Origin of the sequence: Rhodococcus artemisiae (assembly GCF_036327795.1) — a bacterium.
GTDB classification, from domain to species: domain Bacteria; phylum Actinomycetota; class Actinomycetes; order Mycobacteriales; family Mycobacteriaceae; genus Rhodococcus; species Rhodococcus artemisiae.
In genome coordinates this window covers 746,532-766,371 of record NZ_JAUTXY010000001.1, presented here as the reverse complement: position 1 = coordinate 766,371, position 19,840 = coordinate 746,532, and the positions used below count along the sequence as shown (strand labels likewise).

Here is a 19,840-nt window from a genome sequence, read left to right as displayed (position 1 = left end):
ATACGCTGGTCGCCATGGCGGAGTTCATATACACGATGAAGAAGGTGCGCAAGGCGCACGGTGACAAAGTAATTCTCGATGACGTCACCATGAGCTTCTACCCGGGCGCGAAGATCGGCGTCGTCGGGCCCAACGGCGCGGGTAAGTCGTCCATCCTCAAGATCATGGCGGGCCTGGATCAGCCCAGCAACGGTGAGGCGTTCCTCGATCCGGAGGCGACGGTCGGGATCCTGCTGCAGGAGCCCCCGCTCAACGAAGAGAAAACGGTCAAGCAGAACGTCGAGGAGGGCCTCGGCGAGATCAAGGTCAAGCTCGACCGTTTCAACGAGATCGCCGAACTCATGGCCACCGATTATTCGGACGAGCTCATGGACGAGATGGGCAAGCTCCAGGAGGAGCTCGACCATGCCAACGCATGGGACATCGACTCGCAGCTCGAGCAGGCCATGGATGCGCTGCGCTGCCCGCCGCCGGACGAGCCCGTCACCCACCTTTCCGGTGGTGAGCGACGCCGTGTCGCGCTGTGCAAGCTGCTGCTGAGCAAGCCCGACCTCCTGCTCCTCGACGAGCCCACCAACCACCTGGACGCCGAGTCGGTGCTGTGGCTCGAGCAGTTCCTGGCGTCGTACCCCGGCGCAGTCCTCGCCGTCACTCACGACCGGTACTTCCTCGACCACGTCGCGCAGTGGATCTGTGAGGTCGACCGAGGCAAGCTGCACCCGTACGAGGGCAACTACTCGACCTACCTCGAGAAGAAGGCCGAGCGCCTCGAAGTCCAGGGCAAGAAGGACCAGAAGCTGCAGAGGCGTCTCAAGGAGGAGCTCGAGTGGGTCCGGTCCGGCTCCAAGGCTCGGCAGACGAAGAACAAGGCCCGTCTGGGGCGCTACGAGGAGATGGCTGCGGAGGCCGAGAAGCACCGCAAGCTCGACTTCGAAGAGATCCAGATCCCGACGCCTCCGCGTCTGGGCAATGTCGTTGTCGAGGTCGAGCACCTCGACAAGGGCTTCGACGGCCGCGTCCTCATCAAGGACTTGTCCTTCACTCTGCCGCGCAACGGCATCGTCGGTGTCATCGGCCCCAACGGTGTCGGTAAGACCACGCTGTTCAAGACCATCGTCGGCCTCGAAGAGCCCGACAGCGGCAGCGTCAAGGTCGGCGATACGGTCAAGCTCAGCTACGTCGACCAGTCCCGTGCGAACATCGATCCGAAGAAGAGCGTGTTCGAGGTGGTCTCCGACGGACTCGATTTCATCGAGGTCGGCCAGAACGAGATGCCGTCCCGCGCGTACGTCTCCGCCTTCGGGTTCAAGGGACCGGACCAGCAGAAGAAGGCCGAGGTGCTCTCCGGTGGTGAGCGCAACCGCCTGAACCTGGCGCTGACCCTCAAAGAGGGCGGCAACCTGATCCTGCTGGACGAACCGACCAACGACCTCGACGTCGAAACCTTGAGCTCGCTCGAGAACGCGCTGCAGCAGTTCCCGGGTTGCGCCGTCGTGATCTCCCACGACCGCTGGTTCCTCGACCGCACCTGTACCCACATCCTCGCGTGGGAAGGCAACGTCGAAGAGGGCAAGTGGTTCTGGTTCGAAGGCAACTTCGAAGCGTACGAAGCGAACAAGGTCGAGCGACTGGGCGCCGACGCGGCACGCCCGCACCGCGTCACGCACCGGAAGCTGACACGTGACTGATCAGGAAATGGCCGCGATCTCGGGCGAGCCCTATCGGGCTCAGGTCGAGGTTCGTTGGGGCGATTCGGATCAGCTCGGACACGTCAACAACGCCAAGGTCGTCGAATACATGCAGGAAGGACGCATCAAGTTCCTGCAGTCCGACGAGATGCGGCACCTCGCGATCGTCGTGCGGAAGATGGACGTCGAGTTCCTTCGTCCCATCAAATACGAGTCGGGGCCGGTCACGGTCGAGATCACCGCGATGCACGTGGGGAACACCTCCTACACGCTCAGGCACGCGGTGCTCGATCGCAACGGCGGGGTGTGCGCCCGCGGCGACGCGGTCCTGGTCGGGTTCGATATGACGACCGAGCGTCCGAGACCCATCACCGACGGTGAACGCTCGGTACTCGCCCGGCATCGGGTTGCTGCGACGACCTGACAACAGGATCGGATCGGTGAACGCTCACGCTTTCGCCTCCTGGCATCGGACGCCGCGGATAGGCTCGACAACGGGCCCGTCCGCGGTGTCTGTGGTTTCGGCGGCGAGCGAGGAGAGTGATGTTGATGACGGAATCCGCGGCTTCGCGCGATCTTTCGTCTACGGTGCGAGTCCTGGAGGGCGCGTATCTGCAGTCTCAGGACGGAATCCGCGATCCCGAGGCCGCCGCGGCGTCGCATCTGGCGCTCGGACTCGACCGTCCCGCCGGCACGACCGCGACGCGTGTGTACCGGCGGGACGACGCGGTGGGTGCCGCCGTCCAGATCGTCACCGACGACATGCCACTGCTGGTGGAGTCGGTCACCGCACTGCTCTCTCGTCTCGGTGCGATGATCACCGCATTGGTCCACCCCGTCTTCGCGGTACACCGCGACCCGGACGGCGTGCTCCTCGACATCGCGCCGGACGGCGCACTGCAGATCGACGAGCCTGCGGAATCGTGGATACACATCCAGTTGCACCCGACCACCCCGCCGGACGTCCTGGCCGGGATCGACGGTGAAATCGACGGTGTGCTCGACGATGTGCGGCAGGTCGTGGTCGACACCGATGCCATGCGCACTCTGCAGAACCGGCTCGCGGACGAGCTCGACACGCTCGCAGTCGATCCGACCTTCGGCCACGTGACGACCGATCTCGCCGAGACCGCCGAGCTGCTGAGGTGGCTGGCCCGCGGCAACTACGCGGGTCTCGGGTATCGCCGTTACGAATTCGGCGTACCCGACGCCGACGGAGCATGCCTGTCCCGCCCGGTCCCGCGCAGCGGCCTCGGAGTGCTGCGCACGGTGTCCGAGACTGCAGATCCGATCGATCTGCCCGCCGAGGTGTATCCGGAACGCAGACCACTTCTCGTGCTCACCCAGGGCGCGCGGCCCGCGACCGTGCACCGTTCGGTGTATCCGTACTTCGTCGGCGTGGGCATCCTCGACCCCGAGGGACGCACAGTCGGTGAGCACCGCTTCCTCGGGGTACTCACCGTGACTGCGATGCACGAGAACATCCTCGACATCCCGCTGCTGCGTCGGCGTGCCCGGACCGTGATCGCCCGTGCCGGTGTCGAGTTGTCGTCGTACGGCGGTCAGTCGATGCTCGAGATCATGCAGACCCTGCCGCGCGCGGAACTGCTGTCGATGGACCAGGAGACCCTTTACGCGACGGTGACGTCCGTGGTCGAGATCCGTCGGCAGGTGCGGCTCTTCGTCCGGGTCGACACATATGGGCGATACGTGTCGTGCCTGGTGTACCTTCCCCGCGACCGGTACACGACGAAGGTCCGGGTCCGGATGCAGAACATACTGCTCCACGAATTCGGCGGAGGCACTCTCGATTACACCGCGCGGGTGTCCGAGGGCGACCTTGCGCTGCTACATGTGACCGTCCGGTTTCCCGAGCACGCACATCCCCGAGTCGACACCTCCGACAGCAACAGGCAGCGAATCCAGGCGCTGCTCGCGGAGGTCAGCCGCAGCTGGGAAGACCGGCTCGCAGAGGTGGCCGGGGCCCATCCGAGTGTCGACCCGGAGTTGGTCCAGCGGTATGTCGACGCCGCGCCCGAGGCGTACAAGGAGGACTTCAGTTCCGAACGTGCGCTCTCCGACCTGATGCGTCTCGAAGCTCTCGGCCCGGGAGACTTCGACACACTCGTGTACCGGTCCGACACCGAAGATCACCGTAGTTGGCGCTTCACCCTCTACATCGGGTCGGAACCCGTGACGCTCGGCCGTGTCCTGCCGGTGTTACAGAGCCTCGGCGTGGAAGTCGTCGACGAACGGCCCTACCTGTTGCCGAGATCCGACGGCGTCGACTGCTGGATCTACGACTTCGGCCTGCACCTTCCGAACGACCTCGACCCCGGATTGTTCGACACCGACCCCACACTCGCGGGCCGGATCACCGACATGTTCGCCGCTGTCTGGCGTGGTCACGCCGAGACGGATCGTTTCAACGAACTCGTGCTTCGCGCCGGACTCACCTGGCGACAGGCCACAATGCTCCGCGCATACGCGAAATTCCTTCGTCAGACCGGTTTTCCGTATAGCCAGTACAACATCGAAGGTGTCCTGCTGGGCACGCCCGGCACGACCGCGTTGCTCGTGGAATTGTTCGCCGCCCGATTCGATCCCGATCACGCATCCGACGTCCGCGAGCAGACGATCACCGACGAACTGCTCGAGAAGATCGACGCCGTCACCGCACTCGTCGCCGATCGCATCCTGCGGGCGATGCTGTCGTTGATCCGATCCACCTTGCGGACCAACTTCTTCGTGCCCGAAACGGACGACGAGGCGCGGGGTCGGACCCTGGCGTTCAAGTTCGATCCCAGCGGCATCTCGGAACTGCCGGAGCCACGGCCGAAGTTCGAGGTGTTCGTGTACTCACCGGAAGTCGAGGGCGTCCACATGCGATTCGGTGCGGTCGCGCGCGGTGGACTCCGCTGGTCCGACCGTCACGAGGATTTCCGCACCGAGATCCTCGGTCTGGTGAAAGCACAGGCCGTGAAGAACGCGGTGATCGTCCCGGTCGGCGCCAAAGGCGGATTCGTCGTCAAACACCCACCGACCCCCACCGGCGACGCTGCCGCGGATCGGCAGGCCGTACGGGCATCCGGCGAATCCTGCTACCGACGATTCATCGCTGCCCTGCTCGGTCTCACCGACAACCTCGACCGAGCGAGCGGCACAGCGACTCCGCCGCAGCGAGTGGTACGGCACGACGATGACGACACCTACCTCGTGGTCGCCGCGGACAAGGGCACCGCCACCTTCTCCGATCTTGCCAACTCGGTTGCCGCCGAGTACAAGTACTGGCTCGGCGACGCATTCGCGTCCGGAGGATCGGCCGGATACGACCACAAGGAAATGGGGATCACCGCCCGCGGAGCATGGGAGAGCGTCAAACGGCACTTCCGTGAACTCGGTGTCGACACCCAGAGTCAGGACTTCACCGCGGTGGGAGTCGGTGACATGAGCGGCGACGTGTTCGGCAACGGGATGCTCCTGAGCGAACACATCCGGTTGGTCGCCGCGTTCGATCACCGCCACATCTTCCTCGACCCGAACCCGCAGGCGGCGCCCTCGTTCGCGGAACGCAGCCGGCTGTTCGAGAAGCCTCGCTCGTCCTGGGCGGACTACAACCCGGCTCTGATCGGGGCGGGAGGTGGGGTGTGGGAACGCACCCGCAAGTCGATCCCGATCAGCGAACAGGCCCGCGCGGCACTCGGATTGCCCGGTCACGTCACCGAACTCACACCGCCCGAACTGATTCGCGCGGTCCTGCGCTCACCCGTCGATCTGTTGTGGAACGGGGGCATCGGCACCTACATCAAGGCGCGATCCGAATCGCACGCGGACGTCGGCGACAAGGCCAACGACACGGTCCGCGTCGACGGCGCCGATCTGCGTGTCCGGGTCGTCGGCGAGGGCGGCAATCTCGGTGTCACCCAACTCGGCCGGATCGAATACGCCCGCAACGGCGGAAAGATCAACACTGATGCGATCGACAACTCCGCCGGTGTCGACTGCTCCGACCACGAGGTCAACATCAAGATCCTGCTGGACTCGATGGTCACCTCCGGCGACCTCCAGGCCGAGGACCGCAACCCACTGCTCGCCTCCATGACCGACGACGTCGCCGAACTCGTCCTCGCGGACAACATCGACCAGAACAGCGTCCTCGGCCTGGAACGGGACTCCGCGCCCGCGTTGCTCGGTGTCCACCAGCGGCTCATCGCCGAACTCGAGAAGGAGCGGCGGATCGACCGCATCCTCGACGCACTCCCCGACGACACCCTGATCGAACAGCTCCGCGCAGACGGAGAGGGACTGAGCTCACCGGAACTGGCGCAACTGCTCGCCCACGTCAAACTGTCCCTCGTCGACGACCTGCTCGACACCGACCTGCCGGACAGTGACACCTTCGCGACCCGGTTGCCCGGTTACTTTCCGCGGGCGCTCAGTACGAGGTTCCGCGCTGGCATCAAGGCACATCCACTCCGCCGGCAGATCGTCGCGACGATCCTGGCCAACGACACAGTCGACAACGGCGGTGTCTCCTTCGTCTTCCGCCTCTGCGAGGAGACGGGGGCCTCCCGCACCGACGCGGTCCGCGCGTTCGCCGCGGTCACCGAGATCTTCGGCCTGCGCGGGATCTGGGACCGTGTCCGATCGGCCGACCTTCCCACCGACATCGCGGACGATCTGCTGCTCGAATCCCGTCGAGTGCTCGACCGCGCGTCGAGGTGGCTCCTGTCGAATCGACCACAACCGCTGGCCGTGGGGGCCGAGATCAGCCGCTACCGGCAGTTGTTCGCGAGTCTCGCGCCGCAGGTGGGGGAGTGGATGCGCGGTCACCACGTACAGGACCTGGAGGAACGGACGCGGCACATCCTGTCGCACGAGGCGCCTCCGGACATGGTCGCGGTGGTGTATCGGCTACTCGACCAATTCCCGCTACTCGATGTCATCGACATCGCGGACATCGTCGAACGGGAGGAAACCGAGGTCGCGGAGTTGTACTACGCGATGGACGCGCACCTGGGTATCGACCGGCTGCTGTCCGCGGTCACCGAACTCGAACGTGGCGACCGGTGGCATTCCCTTGCGCGCCTTGCCCTGCGCGACGAACTGTACGGATCGTTGCGCTCGCTCGTCCTCGACGTCCTCGCCGGGGCAGAGCCGGGGGAGACGTGCCCGGAGATGATCGAGGACTGGGAGATGTCGAACGGCTCGCGGCTCGTGCGCGCGAGGTCGGCACTCGACGAGATCTTCGCGTCTGGGAGTCTGGACCTGGCCACCCTGTCGGTGGCCGCACGACAGATCAGGAGCATGGTGCGCACCGGCGCACCCGATCGGAGGTAACGCGTGAGCGATGCGGGCGAGCAGTTCGGATTCCACACGGAAGTCACCGTGCGGTGGTCCGACATGGACGTCTTCCAGCACATCAACCACGCGCGGATGGTGACCCTGCTCGAAGAAGCCCGCATACCGTGGCTGTTCGCCGACGGGCGACCCACCCAGAGTCTGCGAGAAGGGGCCGTGATCGCCGACCTCCACGTCCGCTATCGCGGTCAATTGCGGCACGAGGACGGCCCCCTCGACGTCATGATGTGGACCGAGAAGGTGCGCGCGGTGGACTTCACGATCGGCTACGAGGTGCGACCCGGCGGTGCTCCCGCAGACTCGACGCCCTCGATCGTCGCGTCCACCCAGATCGCCGCGTTCGACATCGACACACAGCGACTCCGTCGGCTCACCGGCGAGGAGCGCGCCTACCTGCTGCGGTGGAAACGTGACTGACCCTACGGCGGGATTCGGGGAGCGCGCAGTCGCTCTCGCCGGCGAGCACGACCGCACCGACCTCGCCGCATTCCTCACCCGCGCGGTGCGTCTCGACGAGGCCGCGGTCGTGCGGCTGCGACGTCGAGGTGACGGCGTGCTCGCTGCCTGGATCCAGACGGGCTTCGAGGTCCTCGCCGCCCGGATCGTGCGAGGAACCGTCCACCCCGCCGACCTCTGTGTCGCCGCGGATTCACTGCGGGCCGCACTCACCGCGTCGGTGGGTACTGCGAATGCGATCGACCCGGGGTGGGCGATGGATTCGGCATGGCGGGGGGCACTACCGCCGGACGAAGGATTCGTACATGTCGACGATGTTCCGGCCCGGGTTCTCGTCGAACTCGCCCAGCAGGGTGTGGCGCTGACCCGCGACGCGGGAGCACAGGGACCGCCGGCGTCGCTCCTGGCGCAGGAGGTCCTCGAGGTCAGCGCAGGCGAGACCGCAGGAGGGCATGAGACGACCGTCGGGGTGCCCATGCGGATGGTGTTTGCACTCGGGGCGATGGGGTTCGTGCCCACCACCGGCCGCGACACGATGGTCGCCGACGGAATCGCCGCAGACGAAGTGGTACGGGTACGTACCTCGAACATCTGGCTCCGGCTCGATGCCCGCTTCGGCTCGGTCTACCTGCGCAAGAGTGGAGGACTCGGCCTGAGCGTCATCTGACGACTGCTCGGTCCGGTGACCCGGCCGGTCAGATCGGCGAGTTCATCAGGGAATTCGCCGCCATATCGATGTAGTCGACGAGTTGACGACGGTGCGCGGCATCGAGGGTTCGATCGTCGATCGATGCGATCGCGGTGTGCATGCATCGCAGCCAGGCGTCGCGCTCGAGGGGGCCGATCTTGAACGGATGATGGCGCATCCGCAGTCTCGGGTGACCGCGCTCGTCCGAGTAGGTGCGTGGACCACCCCAATACTGCTCGAGGAACATCCGCATCCGGCGCTCCGCCGGGCCGAGGTCTTCCTCGGGGTAGAGGGGGCGGACGATCTCGTCCTTCGCTACCTCTTCGTAGAAGCGCGCGACGATCTTGTGGAAGGTCTCGGCGCCGCCGATCTCGTCGTAGAAGGTCTGCTGGTCGGTCATCGTGTTCTGCGTACCTCCCTCTCAGCCCCATATTGTGCCCGTGCCGGTCAGCGCCCATTGTGCCCGCACCGACGCAGCCGTGCCCATACGGGGTCGCGTACCCGCCGGTACCCACGACACAGGATGTTCACCGGGCGGTCCTTGATTCGTCCGCGGATTTCGGGTGCGATTTCGAGATATCCGTGGTGCACTGTTTCCAGTCTTCCGGAGGTCGTATGAAGCACGGCAGCACAGCACATCGACAACTTCCGCCCGCGGACGCCCCGAGCAGGGCGCCGGGGGCCACCACCCTGCACGTAGTACGCGATGACGTCGGTCTTCCCGACTGGGTGAAACGTCGGGTGCTGCTGCTCAATGCCACCTACGAGCCGCTCACCGCCCTGCCCGCACGACGTGCCGTAGTTCTGATGGCCGGAGGCAAGGCCGACACGGTGCACGACGACCCGCTCGCACCGATGGTGCGATCGGCCGAATGGTCGGTACAGCTGCCGTCGGTGATCCGGCTCCGCACCTACGTGCGGGTTCCCTACCACGCTCGGGTACCCATGACCCGGGCCGCGCTCATGCATCGCGACGGCAATCGCTGCGCGTACTGCGGTTCCAAGGCCGAGACCATCGATCATGTCGTTCCCCGCAGTCGCGGTGGAGCGCACGCGTGGGAGAACTGCGTGGCCTGCTGTGCACCCTGCAACCACAAGAAGGCCGACAAACTGCTCAGCGAGCTCGGGTGGACGCTGCGTGCGTCCCTGGTTCCGCCGAAGGGCAGGCACTGGCGTCTGCTGGCCACACTGCAGGACCTGCATCCGACCTGGCTTCCGTACCTCGGCGAGGGCGCTGCCTGATGGGTGAGGTCGGGGAATCCGCTCCCCGGGCGGGACCAAATCCGGGGCATGTGAGGTCTTTCGTAGCCACCTGGGATACCTTCTCCCTGTGAGCATTCTCGAGACAACGCTGATATTCGTCGGCATCCCGCTGCTGATCGTTCTGGTCTTCGGGGCTTTCTCCTGGACCGCGCCCCGCAAGCCCGGCCCGGCTGCGTCCGATCACCCGTACACACTCGGCGACGAATGGAACCACGGTGCGCTGCTGTGGACCGCCACCGACGAGGTGACCGAGCACGGTCGTCATGCACATCACGGGCACGCAGCCGGTACACCGGCAGAGCTGATCGGAGGTACCGCAAGTGGCAAGTGGTGACGTGATTCATGCCCCGGCGCGCAGCGACGCGCCCCTGCCGCACGCTGCGGCGCTGACCTCGAGCGGCCGGATCTCCGAGGCCCGTGCCGACAGCATCGAGTTCGCGGGCCCGCCGTTCGAGGACGACGAGATGATCGACCTCGACGACACGCTCACGTCCGCAATCCGCGCCACCGGTGTGCGCTTCAACGTGTACATCGCCGACGCAGCGGACCCGGCCGCCGCCACCGACACGGTCTTCCCGTCGACGCCCGAGGCCGAGAATTCGGTGCTCATCGCGGTGTACCCGAACCAGAAGGCCGTCGAGATCCGCAGCGGACGCGACGCCACCCAGGTCACCGACCGGATCGCTCAGCTCGGTGTGACCGCTGCGGTCGGACCGTTCGGCCAGGGCCAGCTCATCGACGGCATCATCAGCGCCATTCGCGTGATCGCCAACGCGATCATCGCCCCGTAGAACCCTGCGGCGCCGCAAGACATCGGCAGCACTGCTGCGACGCATCGGCCCGATGTCGCCTCCGGTCACTCGAAGTGACCGAAGGCGACATCGGGTCGAGTGCGTTTGCCAGGGTGCCGGTCAGGACGCGTCGAACGCCTGAGCTCGCAGCGACCGCACGATCCCCGCGCGCCCCTCGGTGATCAACCGGCGCAGCGCCGGTGGCCGATCGCCGGCGAGGAACTCGTCGGCTGCCGCTACCGAAGCCTCACTGATCGACCAGGACGGGTACAGCCCCACGACCACGGTCTGCGCGACCTCACTCGACCGGCGTTCCCACACCTCGGGCACCTCTGCGAAGTACCGTGCTACGTAGGGCTCGAGCAGCTCCGACTGACCGACCGGCGCGAAACCACCGATGATCGAACGAGCAGTGATGTTCGGAACGGTGTCGTCGCCGACCACCGTCTGCCAGACCTGGGCCTTGACCGCCTCCTGTGGACGGGCCGCGCGTGCCGCCGCTGCTTGCCGGGCACCTGCCGCGGTCGGGTCGCGTTCGGCTTCCGCGTCGATGAACGGCGACTCGACGCCCTCGGCGTCGATCTCACCGGCCGCTGCGAGCGCCTGCACGAGACGCCACCGCAGATCGGTGTCCACGACCAAACCGGGCAGTCCGACCTTCGCCGGATCGCCGCCGAGCAGCTCCTCGAACACCTCCGTGTGCCACGGCGAGAGCCGGGCGGTGGACAGCGCGTTGACGAACGCGAGCTGATGGTCGGAGGCCGGCTCGGCCGCGCGTGCCAGCTCGAGCAGGCGGTTGGCGTAGTCGCTCCAACCCGACGCCTCGGCCCACGCGGAGTCGGAGTAGCTGCCGACCGCTGTATGCGCCTGCATCAGCAGACGCTGCACGACACCCACCTCGGTCTCCGCAGCGATACCGCGCTTCACCAGCGCCACGAAATCGCGGGCCTTGAGCTCGGCCTGCCGGGTCATCTCCCACGCTGCCGACCACACCAGCGTGCGCGGCAGTGAGTCGGCGATGTCGCCGACGCGTTCGATCACAGTGTTGAGCGACTCGTCGTCGAGCCGGACGGAGCAGTAGGTCAGATCGTCGTCGTTGACGAGCACGAACTTGCCCCGGTCCACACCGACGAGTGCGGGGACGTCGGTGGTCGCGGCGGCGTCGACATCGATCTCGACGCGGTGGGTGCGCACGAGCTTGCCGGAGCCGTCGTCGTCGTAGACACCGATCGCGAGGCGATGCACGCGGAACTCGCCGGCGCCGGGTTGCGCGCCCTCCTGCAGTACCGCGAAGCGGGTGAACTTGCCGTCGGCGTCGACGTCGAAGTCGGGGCGCAGGATGTTCAGCCCCGTCGTCTTGAGCCACTGGGCGCCCCAGCCCGACAGGTCGCGGCCCGACGACTTCTCGAGCGCGGCGAGCAGGTCGTCGAAGGTCGCGTTGTCGAAGGCGTGGTCGCGGAAGTATGCGCGCAGACCTTCGAGGAACGGCTCCTGCCCAACATAAGCAACAAGCTGCTTGAGCACCGAGGCGCCCTTCGCGTAGGTGATGCCGTCGAAATTGACCTCGACGGCGGCGAGATCGGGGATGTCCGCGGCGATCGGGTGCGTGGACGGCAGCTGATCCTGCCGGTACGCCCACGACTTCTCGACGTTCGCGAACGTCGTCCACGCGTTGGTGTATTCGGTCGCCGAGACCTGTGAGAGCACGGACGCGAACGTCGCGAAGGACTCGTTGAGCCACAGGTCGTCCCACCAGCGCATGGTGACGAGGTCGCCGAACCACATGTGCGCCATCTCGTGCAGGATCGTCTCTGCGCGCCGCTCGTAGGAGTAACGGGTGACCTTGGACCTGAAGACGTAGTCCTCGAGGAACGTCACCGCGCCGGCGTTTTCCATCGCCCCCGCGTTGAATTCCGGCACGAACAGCTGGTCGTACTTGCCGAAAGCGTACGGCACGCCGAAATTCTCGTGGTAGAAGCCGAAGCCCTGCTTGGTCTCCGTGAACAGACGCTCGGCGTCCATGAACTCGGCGAGGGATGTGCGGCAGTAGAGGCCGAGGGGGATCGTGCCGTGCTCGTCGGTGTAGCTGTCGGTCCACTCGGCATACGGACCCGCGATGAGCGCGACGAGGTAAGTGCTCATTCGCGGGGTGGTACGGAAGACGTGCTGACCGGGCGACGCCGCGGTGGTCTGCACGTTCTCGGAGTTCGAGATCACTTTCCAGTAGGCGGGTGCGGTGACCGACAGATCGAAGGTGGCCTTGAGATCGGGCTGGTCGAAGCACGCGAACATTCGCTTGGCGTCGGCCGTCTCGAACTGCGAGTACAGGTACACCGCGTCGTCGGTCGGATCGACGAATCGGTGAAGACCCTCCCCGGTGTTCGTGTAGAGGCAGTCGGCGTCGACGACGAGTTCGTTGTGCGCGGAGAGGCCGGTCAGTGCGATCCCGGTGTCCTCGGCGTATCCGGACACGTCCACGGGGAAGCCGTTGAGAGTGGCCGAATGCACGGTCTGGGCGATCAGATCGATGAAGGTCGACGCACCCTCGGTCGCGCCGAACGTCACGGTGGTCACGGAACGGAACGTGGTGGCTCCCGGCGCTCCGGACCCGTCGGTGAGGTCGAGGACGACGGTGTAATTGTCGACGCGCAGGACCGCTGCCCGCTCGGCGGCCTGCTCGCGGGTCAGGTTCGGTGGTGCCACAGGAGAACTCCTTCTCACGACGGGATGTCGGTCGGGACCCATCCCATCATGATCGGGCCCCGCTCAGGTGGCGACGTCCGACAACGGCACGTTCGCGTCGGCAAGGCGGGCAGGATCGACCGGGGACGCCGACGAGATGAGCGCGCGGATGTCGTCGCCGGCGTCCCAGATGTTCACGTTCATCCCGGCCAGCACCTTGTTGTCGTCGTCGAGCCAGAACGCGAGGAACTCGCGCTTGTCGACATCTCCGCGGGTGACTACCCGTGAATCGGGTGGTGCCAGCCCGACGTACTCCATCCCGAGGTCGTACTGGTCGGTGAAGAAGTACGGCAAGCGGTCGTAGGAGGCGTCGATGCCGAGCATCGTCGCCGCGGCCACCGCAGGTTGGTTCAGTGCGTTGGCCCAGTGCTCGACCCGCACCCGGCCGCCGAGTGTGGGGTGCTCGGCCGCCGCGATGTCGCCGACCGCGACGATGTCCGGATCGCTCGTGGCCAGCGACGAGTCGACGAGGACCCCGCCGTCGACAGCGAGACCCGCGTCTTCGGCGAGCTCGATGTTGGGTGCCGCACCCACCGCGACCAGCACCGCATCTGCCGGCAGGGTGCTCCCGTCGGCAAGGATGACCCCTGTGGCGCGGCCGCCGTCGACGGCGATCTCCCGGACCGACGCGCCGAGTCTCATGTCGACTCCGTGCGCCCGGTGCAGGTCGGCGAACACCGTGCCGATTCGCGGGCCCAGCGATCCGGACAGGGGAGTTGCCGCGGACTCGATCACCGCCACCTCGGCGCCGTGCCCCCGCGCCCCGGCCGCTATCTCGAGTCCGATCCATCCCGCGCCGATGATCGCGAGACGCGCAGCGGTGCCGTCGTCGCGCCGGATCGCGGCGAGTAGGTCGTCGGCCTCCGAGACGGTGCGCAGGACGTGGACACCCGAACTGTCGGCCCCGGACAGCGGCAGACGCCGAGACCGTGATCCCGTCGCGAGCGCCAACTTGTCGTAGTGCACGGTCGAACCGTCCGGTAAGGCGACCGTGTGCGCGGCCGGGTCGATCGCGGTGACCGTCGTGCCGAGGCGAAGGTCGACCCGATGGTCTCGGTACCAGTCGCCGCGCTGCACGGTGAAGTCGAGAAGTCTCTTGGTGCCGGCGAAGTACTCCTTCGACAGCGGTGGTCGTTCGTACGGCAGATGCTCCTCGGTGCCGATCAGTACCACGTGACCTGGGAAATCTCGTGCCCGCAGTTCCTCCGCCATCTTGGCGCCGGCGAGTCCGGCGCCGACGATCACGAACGTCTTCTCACCCGCCATCGCATGACCTCTCGTTCGTTTGTTCGCGCTCACACGCTCTGCATCCCGGTCCTCGTGTCCGACGGTACGGGGACCGCGCACTGCCGCGGCGAAGATCGGGAAGAATGCCCCGCGGAACGGTGTTGCACCCTCTGGAAACCGATTCGTGTGAGGAGATCATCTTGAGTGACCAGGCCACCGGCACCGCCGGTAAGGACACTGCCGATTTCTGGTTCGACCCGTTGTGCCCGTGGTGTTGGATCACCTCACGGTGGATCCTCGAGGTCACCAAGGTGCGCGACATCGAGGCGCGCTTCCACGTGATGAGCCTCGCCGTACTCAACGAGGGCCGCGACCTGCCCGACGAGTACGCCGAGATGATGAAGACGGCCTGGGGCCCGGTGCGTGTCGCGATCGCGGCGTCGCAGAAGTATGGTGACGAGATCCTCGGGAGCCTGTACACCGCGATGGGCACGCGCATCCACAACGAGGGCAACAAGGACTTCACCGACGTCATCGCCGGTGCTCTCGCCGAACTCGACCTCGACCCTGTTCTCGCACAGGCTGCCGAAAGCGAGGAATACGACGAGGCGCTGCGCGCAAGCCACGCCGCGGGGATGGACGCCGTAGGCCCGGACGTGGGAACCCCCACTATCCACGTCAACGGTGTCGCGTTCTTCGGGCCGGTGCTGTCGAAGATCCCGCGCGGCGAAGAAGCCGGCACGGTGTGGGACGGCGTCGTCGCACTCGCGTCCTACCCGCACTTCTTCGAGCTCAAGCGCAGCCGCGACGAAGATCCGTCGTTCGACTAGACCCGTCGCCCGCACACCCGATGGTGCCGTGCAGCTTTCGCGGCACCATCGGCGTGGGGCGCTGCGGGGACAAGCACGGTGCGTGCAAAGGTTCCGGTGACCGGCCGGACGCCGGCAACGACCGAGCATGCTATTCTCGCAGGCGCAGCGACGCCTGGGTCTGCTGTGGAAATCGAAGGAGGTGAGTTGATGACTGTGGTGCCCACTGCCGTGTGCAGTGCCCGGATCATCCTCACTTCCCGGGCCTCGACCTGACTCACACCGGCTCGCTTTGCTCCTAGCGGGAGCTGTCGGTTGCACGTGTCGTCCGAAGAGGCCCCTTCTCAAAGGTCTCCACAGTGTTTCCACAACCCACTTCGTTTCCACAACCCACTTCACACTCATCCGCACCATCGCACGCACTGAACCTGACCGACTACGGCTGGGATGCCGAACGCGAGCGTTCCTTCGCCCCGTCGCGTTCCGGCGAACTCGTGCCGGGACGCGTGGTCCGGGCCGAGCGCGGCCTGTGTGACGTCGTCACCGAGGCCGGGCCCGCCCGGGCGGTGGTCGTGTCTTCCGGTGCCGACGACCGGCCGACCCCGTGCACCGGCGACTGGGTAGCAGTCCGGCCGGCCACCACGGCCACCTCGGCAACTGTCGTGGAGGTGCTGGAGCGCAGAACCGCCGTGGTTCGCTCCACCGCATCTCGCACCTCCCGATCGCAGGTCCTGGCCGCGAACGTCGACACCGTGGCAGTGGTCGTCTCCCTCGCCGACCCGCTCAAGCACGGACGGATCGAACGGATGCTCGCCCTGGCCTGGGAGAGCGGCGCCACACCCGTGGTAGTGCTCACCAAGGCCGACCGGTGCGCCGACCTCGGGTCGACGTTCGCCGAGGTGGCCGAGGTGGCCCCGGGGGCGGAGATGGTGGTCACCAGCGCCGCCACCGGCGCGGGTTTGGACGCCTGCACCGCGGTTTTGTCGGGCACGGTGGTCCTGCTCGGGCCTTCCGGCGCGGGCAAGTCCAGCCTCGGCAACCGCCTGCTGGGTGAGGATCTCCTGGCCACCGGCGCGGTGCGCGGCAGTGACGGCAAGGGCCGGCACACCACCGCGTGGCGCGAGTTGCTGCCGATGCCCCACGGTGGGGTGCTGCTCGATACTCCTGGCTTGCGGGGCGTCGGTCTGCACGAGGTCGACGAGGGTCTGGACCAGACCTTCGCCGAGATCACCGAACTGGCGCGGAACTGCCGTTTCGCGGACTGCGCCCATGGCACCGAGCCGGGCTGCGCTGTCCTGTCCGCCGTCGAGGAAGGTCACCTCACCCGAAGGCGCCTCGACAGCTACCACCGGTTGCAGCGAGAGAACGCCCATGCTGCCTCCCGGACCGACGCGCGGCTGCGCGCCGAGTTGGAGCGGCCGAAAAAGCAGATCACGCGGCACATCCGCGCGATCAAGAAATCTCCGAACTTCAAAGTCTGAAAGGAGTTGGCCGACATGAACTCCTGTAGATTCAACGCGCTATCAACGTGAGGGCCTCGGCTGGGGGGTCTGCGCTTTGATGAAGCGCTGACCAGCACACGCGCGGGCCGGGACGGATGCCGTCCCGGCCCGCGCGGTGTCAGGTGTCAGCCCAGCGTCTTCTCGAGGTCGTCGAGGATGGTGTTCGCACCGACCACACCGATGCCGACCATCCAGGTCTCGTCCTCGAACTCGTGGACGTTTCCGGCCGCGACCCCGGGCTGTGCGCCCCACAGGCCGGTCACCGCAGCCATCGTAGTTGCGGCCGGATCGCCGCCGGGATTGGTGAAGAAGACGACGTCGCCGTCGATCTCGGTGTAGTTCTCGGGGCTGAGCTCGAGCATCGAGTACTCGTTCCAGGCGCGATCCGCACCGAGGTCGTACCCGACCTGCGTGAGGATCGTGCCCGAGAATGTGTCGGGACCGTACAGGCGGAAATTGTCCGGGCGGAAACGCACCATCGAGGCGGTCTGACCTTCGGCGCCGATCTCGTTGCCGATCTGCGCGGCGCGTTCCTCGACACCGGTGAGAAGGGTTTCCATCTCGTCCGTCTCGCCCACGGCGGCGGCCGTGATGCGGGCCTGCTCTTCCCAATCGGTACCCGAGTTCACGGAGAAGACGGTCGGCGCGATCGCCGAGAGTTGCTCGTAGAGCGCCTCGTGTCGGACCTGTGCACCGATGATCAGGTCGGGGTTCAGGCTCGCGATGGCTTCGAGGTCGGGCTCCATCGTCGGTCCGACGATCTCGGTGTCCTCGAGGTCGTCGGCGAGGTACGCGGGGACACCGGTCCCGGCACCGGATTCGGTGGCGCCGACCGGCGTGATGCCGAGCGCGACGAGGGCGTCGAGGTGCGGGGAGTCGATGACGACGATGCGCTCGGGAGTGCCTTCGATGGTCGTCTCACCCATGGCGTGCTCGACGGAGTAGGACTCGTCGGAGGGTGCCGCCTCGTCGGACGAGGTCGAGCCGCAGGCCGACAAGAGGACCGCTGTCGCGGCAGCAGCCCCGACCAGGAGGACGCGTGTCGATCGTCCTTGTGATGTGAACATTCGCTCAACTTAGCGGGTCCGGTTAGGTGAGGGAAACCTCAGTCCTGAGTGATACCAGCGATTCAGTCCGGTAGACGCTCCTGGCTAGACTCTGCCCATGCGCGTTTACCTGGGAGCCGACCATGCCGGTTTCGAACGGAAGAATCAGATCATCGAGCACCTGACGGCGAACGGTCACGAAGCCGTCGACTGCGGTGCCTTCGAATACGACGCACTCGACGACTACCCGGCGTTCTGCATCGAAGCAGCGCGTCGCACGGTTGCAGATCCGGGCAGCCTCGGCCTCGTCCTCGGCGGCAGCGGCAACGGCGAGCAGATCGCCGCGAACAAGGTTCCCGGTGCGCGCTGCGCGCTGGCCTGGAGTGTCGAGACGGCGAAGCTCGCCCGCGAGCACAACAACGCCCAGCTGATCGGTATCGGCGGCCGGATGCACTCACTCGAGGAGACCCTCGCGATCGTCGACGCCTTCCTCGCGACCGAGTGGTCGAACGAGGAGCGGCACCAGCGTCGTATCGACATCCTCGCGGAGTACGAGAAGTCCGGCGACGCACCCGCGGTACCGGGCGCGAACTGACCGGTGCCCGAAGGACACATCCTGCACCGGCTCGCCCGGTTGCACCACGATTGGTATGCGGGTGCGCCGGTACGGGTGTCCAGCCCTCAGGGGCGTTTCGCCGACGGTGCGGCTGCGGTGAGCGGACGGGTCCTCACACACGCCGACGCGTGGGGTAAGCACCTGTTCCACCACTACGAGGGTGCGTTGACGGTGCATGTGCACCTGGGAATCTACGGGGCGTTCACCGATTCCGAACTCCCGCTCGGCGAACCCACGGGACAGGTTCGCATGCGGATGATCGGTTCCGGACACGGCAGTGACCTGCGCGGACCGGCCGCATGCGAGGTCCTTACGGAGGGCGAGGTCGACACGATCGAGGCCCGTCTCGGCCCCGACCCGTTGCGCGCCGACGCCGATCCGGAGCAGGCATGGGCGAGGGTCAGCCGGTCCCGCAGTCCGATCGGTGGCCTGCTCATGGACCAATCGGTGATCGCGGGAGTCGGCAACGTGTACCGCGCCGAAGTGTTGTTCCGGCACGGAATCCACCCCGAACGCCCTGGTAAGAACCTCTCACGCGCCGAGTTCGACGCGATCTGGGTCGACCTCGTCGAGTTGATGCACGTGGGGATGGAACGGGGGCGTATGCACGTCGTGCGCCCCGAACACGACCACGGCGCGCCGGCGTATGCGAAGGATCGGCCCCGCACCTACGTGTACCGGCGCACAGGGGAGCCGTGCCGGGTATGCGGCACGCCGGTGCTCCACAAGGTGATGGGCGCACGGAATCTGTTCTGGTGCCCGGTCTGCCAGCCGACTTGACCGAGCATCGTCGACGTCAGAAATCGAACCCGTCGAAACCGAATCCGTCGCCGCCGTCGAAACCTGCGCCGTCTCCACCGCCGAAGTCGTCCCCACCACCGAATCCGTCGCCGCCGATGTCGTCTCCACCACCGAAGTCGTCACCGGATGCGCCGTCCGAGCCGTCCGCCGCGCCGTTCTCGAATGCCTGCGCGTCGTACGGAACACCAGCCATGCCTGCGAACAGCGATGAGAACAGCAGCATCGAACCGACACCCCATGCGCCCGCGACCAGCGCGGGTTTCCACCACGGCTCGGAGTACCAACCTGCGGGAACCGGCCGGCCCGCGACGCGGCCGCCCGGATAGTAGTTGGGAGTGCGCGCCGATGGGGACGGTGACGCTGCGACCTGGCGACCCTCGAACTCGACCTGCCGGTCCTCGGTCACGGCACCCGCCGACTTCTGGCCGTCCAGAGTGGGAATCTCGGGCCCCGGATCCATGCCCATCGCGGTGCGGGCGGCGCGAATGTAGTACAGACCTTCGAGGGCGGTCTGCTTTGCAAGCCGGGCTTGGACGGGGGACTGCGCCTGGTCGATCTGCGAGCCGGCCGCTGTGTAGCGCTCGGAGGCGTCGGCGAGGGCCTGACGGGAGGCGTCGTCGGTACCGGTGAGGTTGTAGATCTGACCGCCGAGCCGTTCGATGGCCTGACGAGCGTCGGCCTTGGCGTCGTCGAGGTTTCCGGCAGCGTGTCGTGTGGTGCTCTTCTGCGAGCGGGATACGAAGTACACCACGACAGCCAAAGCGGCGACGATGAGCAGAAGTTCCACGGTGGCCCCTCACGACGGCGAGTGCAGTAACAACGGCGAGTGCAGTAACACGGCGAGTGCAGT

17 protein-coding genes are annotated in these 19,840 nt (G+C 66.5%); 12 read left to right on the top strand and 5 right to left on the bottom strand.

Translation table 11 applies throughout. From position 1 onward, the window contains the following. The first annotated feature begins 14 nt into the window (after window positions 1-14). The 5 genes from ettA (at window position 15) to Q7514_RS03730 (ending at window position 8,172) form a co-directional block, all read left to right on the top strand. The gene (gene ettA, locus Q7514_RS03750) at window positions 15-1,688 is read left to right on the top strand and encodes an energy-dependent translational throttle protein EttA (protein ID WP_132470675.1); all 1,674 of its coding nucleotides are present in this window, start codon (window positions 15-17) and stop codon (window positions 1,686-1,688) included. Between the two features lie 7 nt (window positions 1,689-1,695). Beyond that, window positions 1,696-2,112 (top strand): acyl-CoA thioesterase, encoded by a 417-nt coding sequence (locus Q7514_RS03745; protein ID WP_330132012.1) that lies wholly within the window; start codon window positions 1,696-1,698, stop codon window positions 2,110-2,112. Between the two features lie 125 nt (window positions 2,113-2,237). Continuing rightward, window positions 2,238-7,028, top strand: a complete 4,791-nt coding sequence (locus Q7514_RS03740; protein ID WP_330131878.1) for an NAD-glutamate dehydrogenase — start codon at window positions 2,238-2,240, stop codon at window positions 7,026-7,028. Window positions 7,029-7,031: 3 nt separating this feature from the next. Beyond that, window positions 7,032-7,466 carry an acyl-CoA thioesterase gene (locus tag Q7514_RS03735; RefSeq protein WP_330131877.1) on the top strand — a complete coding sequence of 145 codons (435 nt, stop codon included), beginning with the start codon at window positions 7,032-7,034 and terminating at the stop codon, window positions 7,464-7,466. Continuing rightward, window positions 7,459-8,172 carry a hypothetical protein gene (locus tag Q7514_RS03730; protein WP_330131876.1) on the top strand — a complete coding sequence of 238 codons (714 nt, stop codon included), beginning with the start codon at window positions 7,459-7,461 and terminating at the stop codon, window positions 8,170-8,172. The genes Q7514_RS03735 and Q7514_RS03730 overlap by 8 nt, the downstream gene beginning before the upstream one ends. A 28-nt stretch (window positions 8,173-8,200) precedes the next feature. Here the strand turns inward: Q7514_RS03730 and Q7514_RS03725 are convergent, their stop codons facing one another. Beyond that, window positions 8,201-8,593 carry a globin gene (locus tag Q7514_RS03725; protein WP_330131875.1) on the bottom strand — a complete coding sequence of 131 codons (393 nt, stop codon included), beginning with the start codon at window positions 8,591-8,593 and terminating at the stop codon, window positions 8,201-8,203. Between the two features lie 215 nt (window positions 8,594-8,808). Here Q7514_RS03725 and Q7514_RS03720 point away from each other — a divergent pair, with 215 nt between their 5' ends. The 3 genes from Q7514_RS03720 (at window position 8,809) to Q7514_RS03710 (ending at window position 10,247) form a co-directional block, all read left to right on the top strand. Further along, complete coding sequence (locus Q7514_RS03720) at window positions 8,809-9,435, top strand: HNH endonuclease (RefSeq protein ID WP_330131874.1); 627 nt, start codon at window positions 8,809-8,811, stop codon at window positions 9,433-9,435. Between the two features lie 88 nt (window positions 9,436-9,523). Next, complete coding sequence (gene ctaJ / locus Q7514_RS03715; RefSeq protein ID WP_330131873.1) at window positions 9,524-9,790, top strand: aa3-type cytochrome oxidase subunit CtaJ; 267 nt, start codon at window positions 9,524-9,526, stop codon at window positions 9,788-9,790. Further along, window positions 9,777-10,247 carry a DUF5130 family protein gene (locus tag Q7514_RS03710; RefSeq protein ID WP_330131872.1) on the top strand — a complete coding sequence of 157 codons (471 nt, stop codon included), beginning with the start codon at window positions 9,777-9,779 and terminating at the stop codon, window positions 10,245-10,247. The genes ctaJ and Q7514_RS03710 overlap by 14 nt, the downstream gene beginning before the upstream one ends. A 120-nt stretch (window positions 10,248-10,367) precedes the next feature. On the opposite strand, the gene pepN is transcribed toward Q7514_RS03710, so the two are convergent. Together pepN and Q7514_RS03700 are read right to left on the bottom strand one after the other, a co-directional pair. Next, window positions 10,368-12,950, bottom strand: a complete 2,583-nt coding sequence (gene pepN / locus Q7514_RS03705; protein WP_330131871.1) for an aminopeptidase N — start codon at window positions 12,948-12,950, stop codon at window positions 10,368-10,370. Window positions 12,951-13,013: 63 nt separating this feature from the next. Then, entirely contained in the window at window positions 13,014-14,255 is a 1,242-nt protein-coding gene (locus Q7514_RS03700) for an NAD(P)/FAD-dependent oxidoreductase (protein WP_330131870.1), read from the bottom strand. A 161-nt stretch (window positions 14,256-14,416) separates the two neighbouring features. On the opposite strand from Q7514_RS03700, the gene Q7514_RS03695 reads away from it, so the two are divergent. Continuing rightward, entirely contained in the window at window positions 14,417-15,046 is a 630-nt protein-coding gene (locus Q7514_RS03695; RefSeq protein WP_330131869.1) for a mycothiol-dependent nitroreductase Rv2466c family protein, read from the top strand. 407 nt (window positions 15,047-15,453) lie between these two features. Continuing rightward, window positions 15,454-16,506, top strand: a complete 1,053-nt coding sequence (gene rsgA, locus Q7514_RS03690; protein WP_330132011.1) for a ribosome small subunit-dependent GTPase A — start codon at window positions 15,454-15,456, stop codon at window positions 16,504-16,506. Between the two features lie 146 nt (window positions 16,507-16,652). On the opposite strand, the gene Q7514_RS03685 is transcribed toward rsgA, so the two are convergent. Further along, window positions 16,653-17,594, bottom strand: a complete 942-nt coding sequence (locus Q7514_RS03685) for an ABC transporter substrate-binding protein (RefSeq protein WP_330131868.1) — start codon at window positions 17,592-17,594, stop codon at window positions 16,653-16,655. Between the two features lie 97 nt (window positions 17,595-17,691). On the opposite strand from Q7514_RS03685, the gene Q7514_RS03680 reads away from it, so the two are divergent. Continuing rightward, window positions 17,692-18,168 carry a ribose-5-phosphate isomerase gene (locus tag Q7514_RS03680; protein ID WP_054719228.1) on the top strand — a complete coding sequence of 159 codons (477 nt, stop codon included), beginning with the start codon at window positions 17,692-17,694 and terminating at the stop codon, window positions 18,166-18,168. A gap of 3 nt (window positions 18,169-18,171) precedes the next feature. Then, window positions 18,172-18,969: an Fpg/Nei family DNA glycosylase gene (locus Q7514_RS03675; protein WP_330131867.1), complete on the top strand. Its 798-nt coding sequence runs from the start codon at window positions 18,172-18,174 to the stop codon at window positions 18,967-18,969. A gap of 16 nt (window positions 18,970-18,985) precedes the next feature. Here Q7514_RS03675 and Q7514_RS03670 read toward each other — a convergent pair whose 3' ends face one another. After that, window positions 18,986-19,777 (bottom strand): DUF1542 domain-containing protein, encoded by a 792-nt coding sequence (locus Q7514_RS03670; protein ID WP_330131866.1) that lies wholly within the window; start codon window positions 19,775-19,777, stop codon window positions 18,986-18,988. Window positions 19,778-19,840 lie beyond the last annotated feature (63 nt).

Excerpts from the sequence above, each read along its gene's own strand:
- ettA (WP_132470675.1), top strand. The coding sequence starts at position 15 with ATGGCGGAGTTCATATACACGATGAAGAAGGTGCGCAAGGCGCACGGT.
- Q7514_RS03745 (WP_330132012.1), top strand. The coding sequence starts at position 1,696 with ATGGCCGCGATCTCGGGCGAGCCCTATCGGGCTCAGGTCGAGGTTCGT.
- Q7514_RS03740 (WP_330131878.1), top strand. The coding sequence starts at position 2,238 with ATGACGGAATCCGCGGCTTCGCGCGATCTTTCGTCTACGGTGCGAGTC.
- Q7514_RS03725 (WP_330131875.1), bottom strand. The coding sequence starts at position 8,593 with ATGACCGACCAGCAGACCTTCTACGACGAGATCGGCGGCGCCGAGACC.
- Q7514_RS03720 (WP_330131874.1), top strand. The coding sequence starts at position 8,809 with ATGAAGCACGGCAGCACAGCACATCGACAACTTCCGCCCGCGGACGCC.
- Q7514_RS03700 (WP_330131870.1), bottom strand. The coding sequence starts at position 14,255 with ATGGCGGGTGAGAAGACGTTCGTGATCGTCGGCGCCGGACTCGCCGGC.
- Q7514_RS03685 (WP_330131868.1), bottom strand. The coding sequence starts at position 17,594 with ATGTTCACATCACAAGGACGATCGACACGCGTCCTCCTGGTCGGGGCT.
- Q7514_RS03680 (WP_054719228.1), top strand. The coding sequence starts at position 17,692 with ATGCGCGTTTACCTGGGAGCCGACCATGCCGGTTTCGAACGGAAGAAT.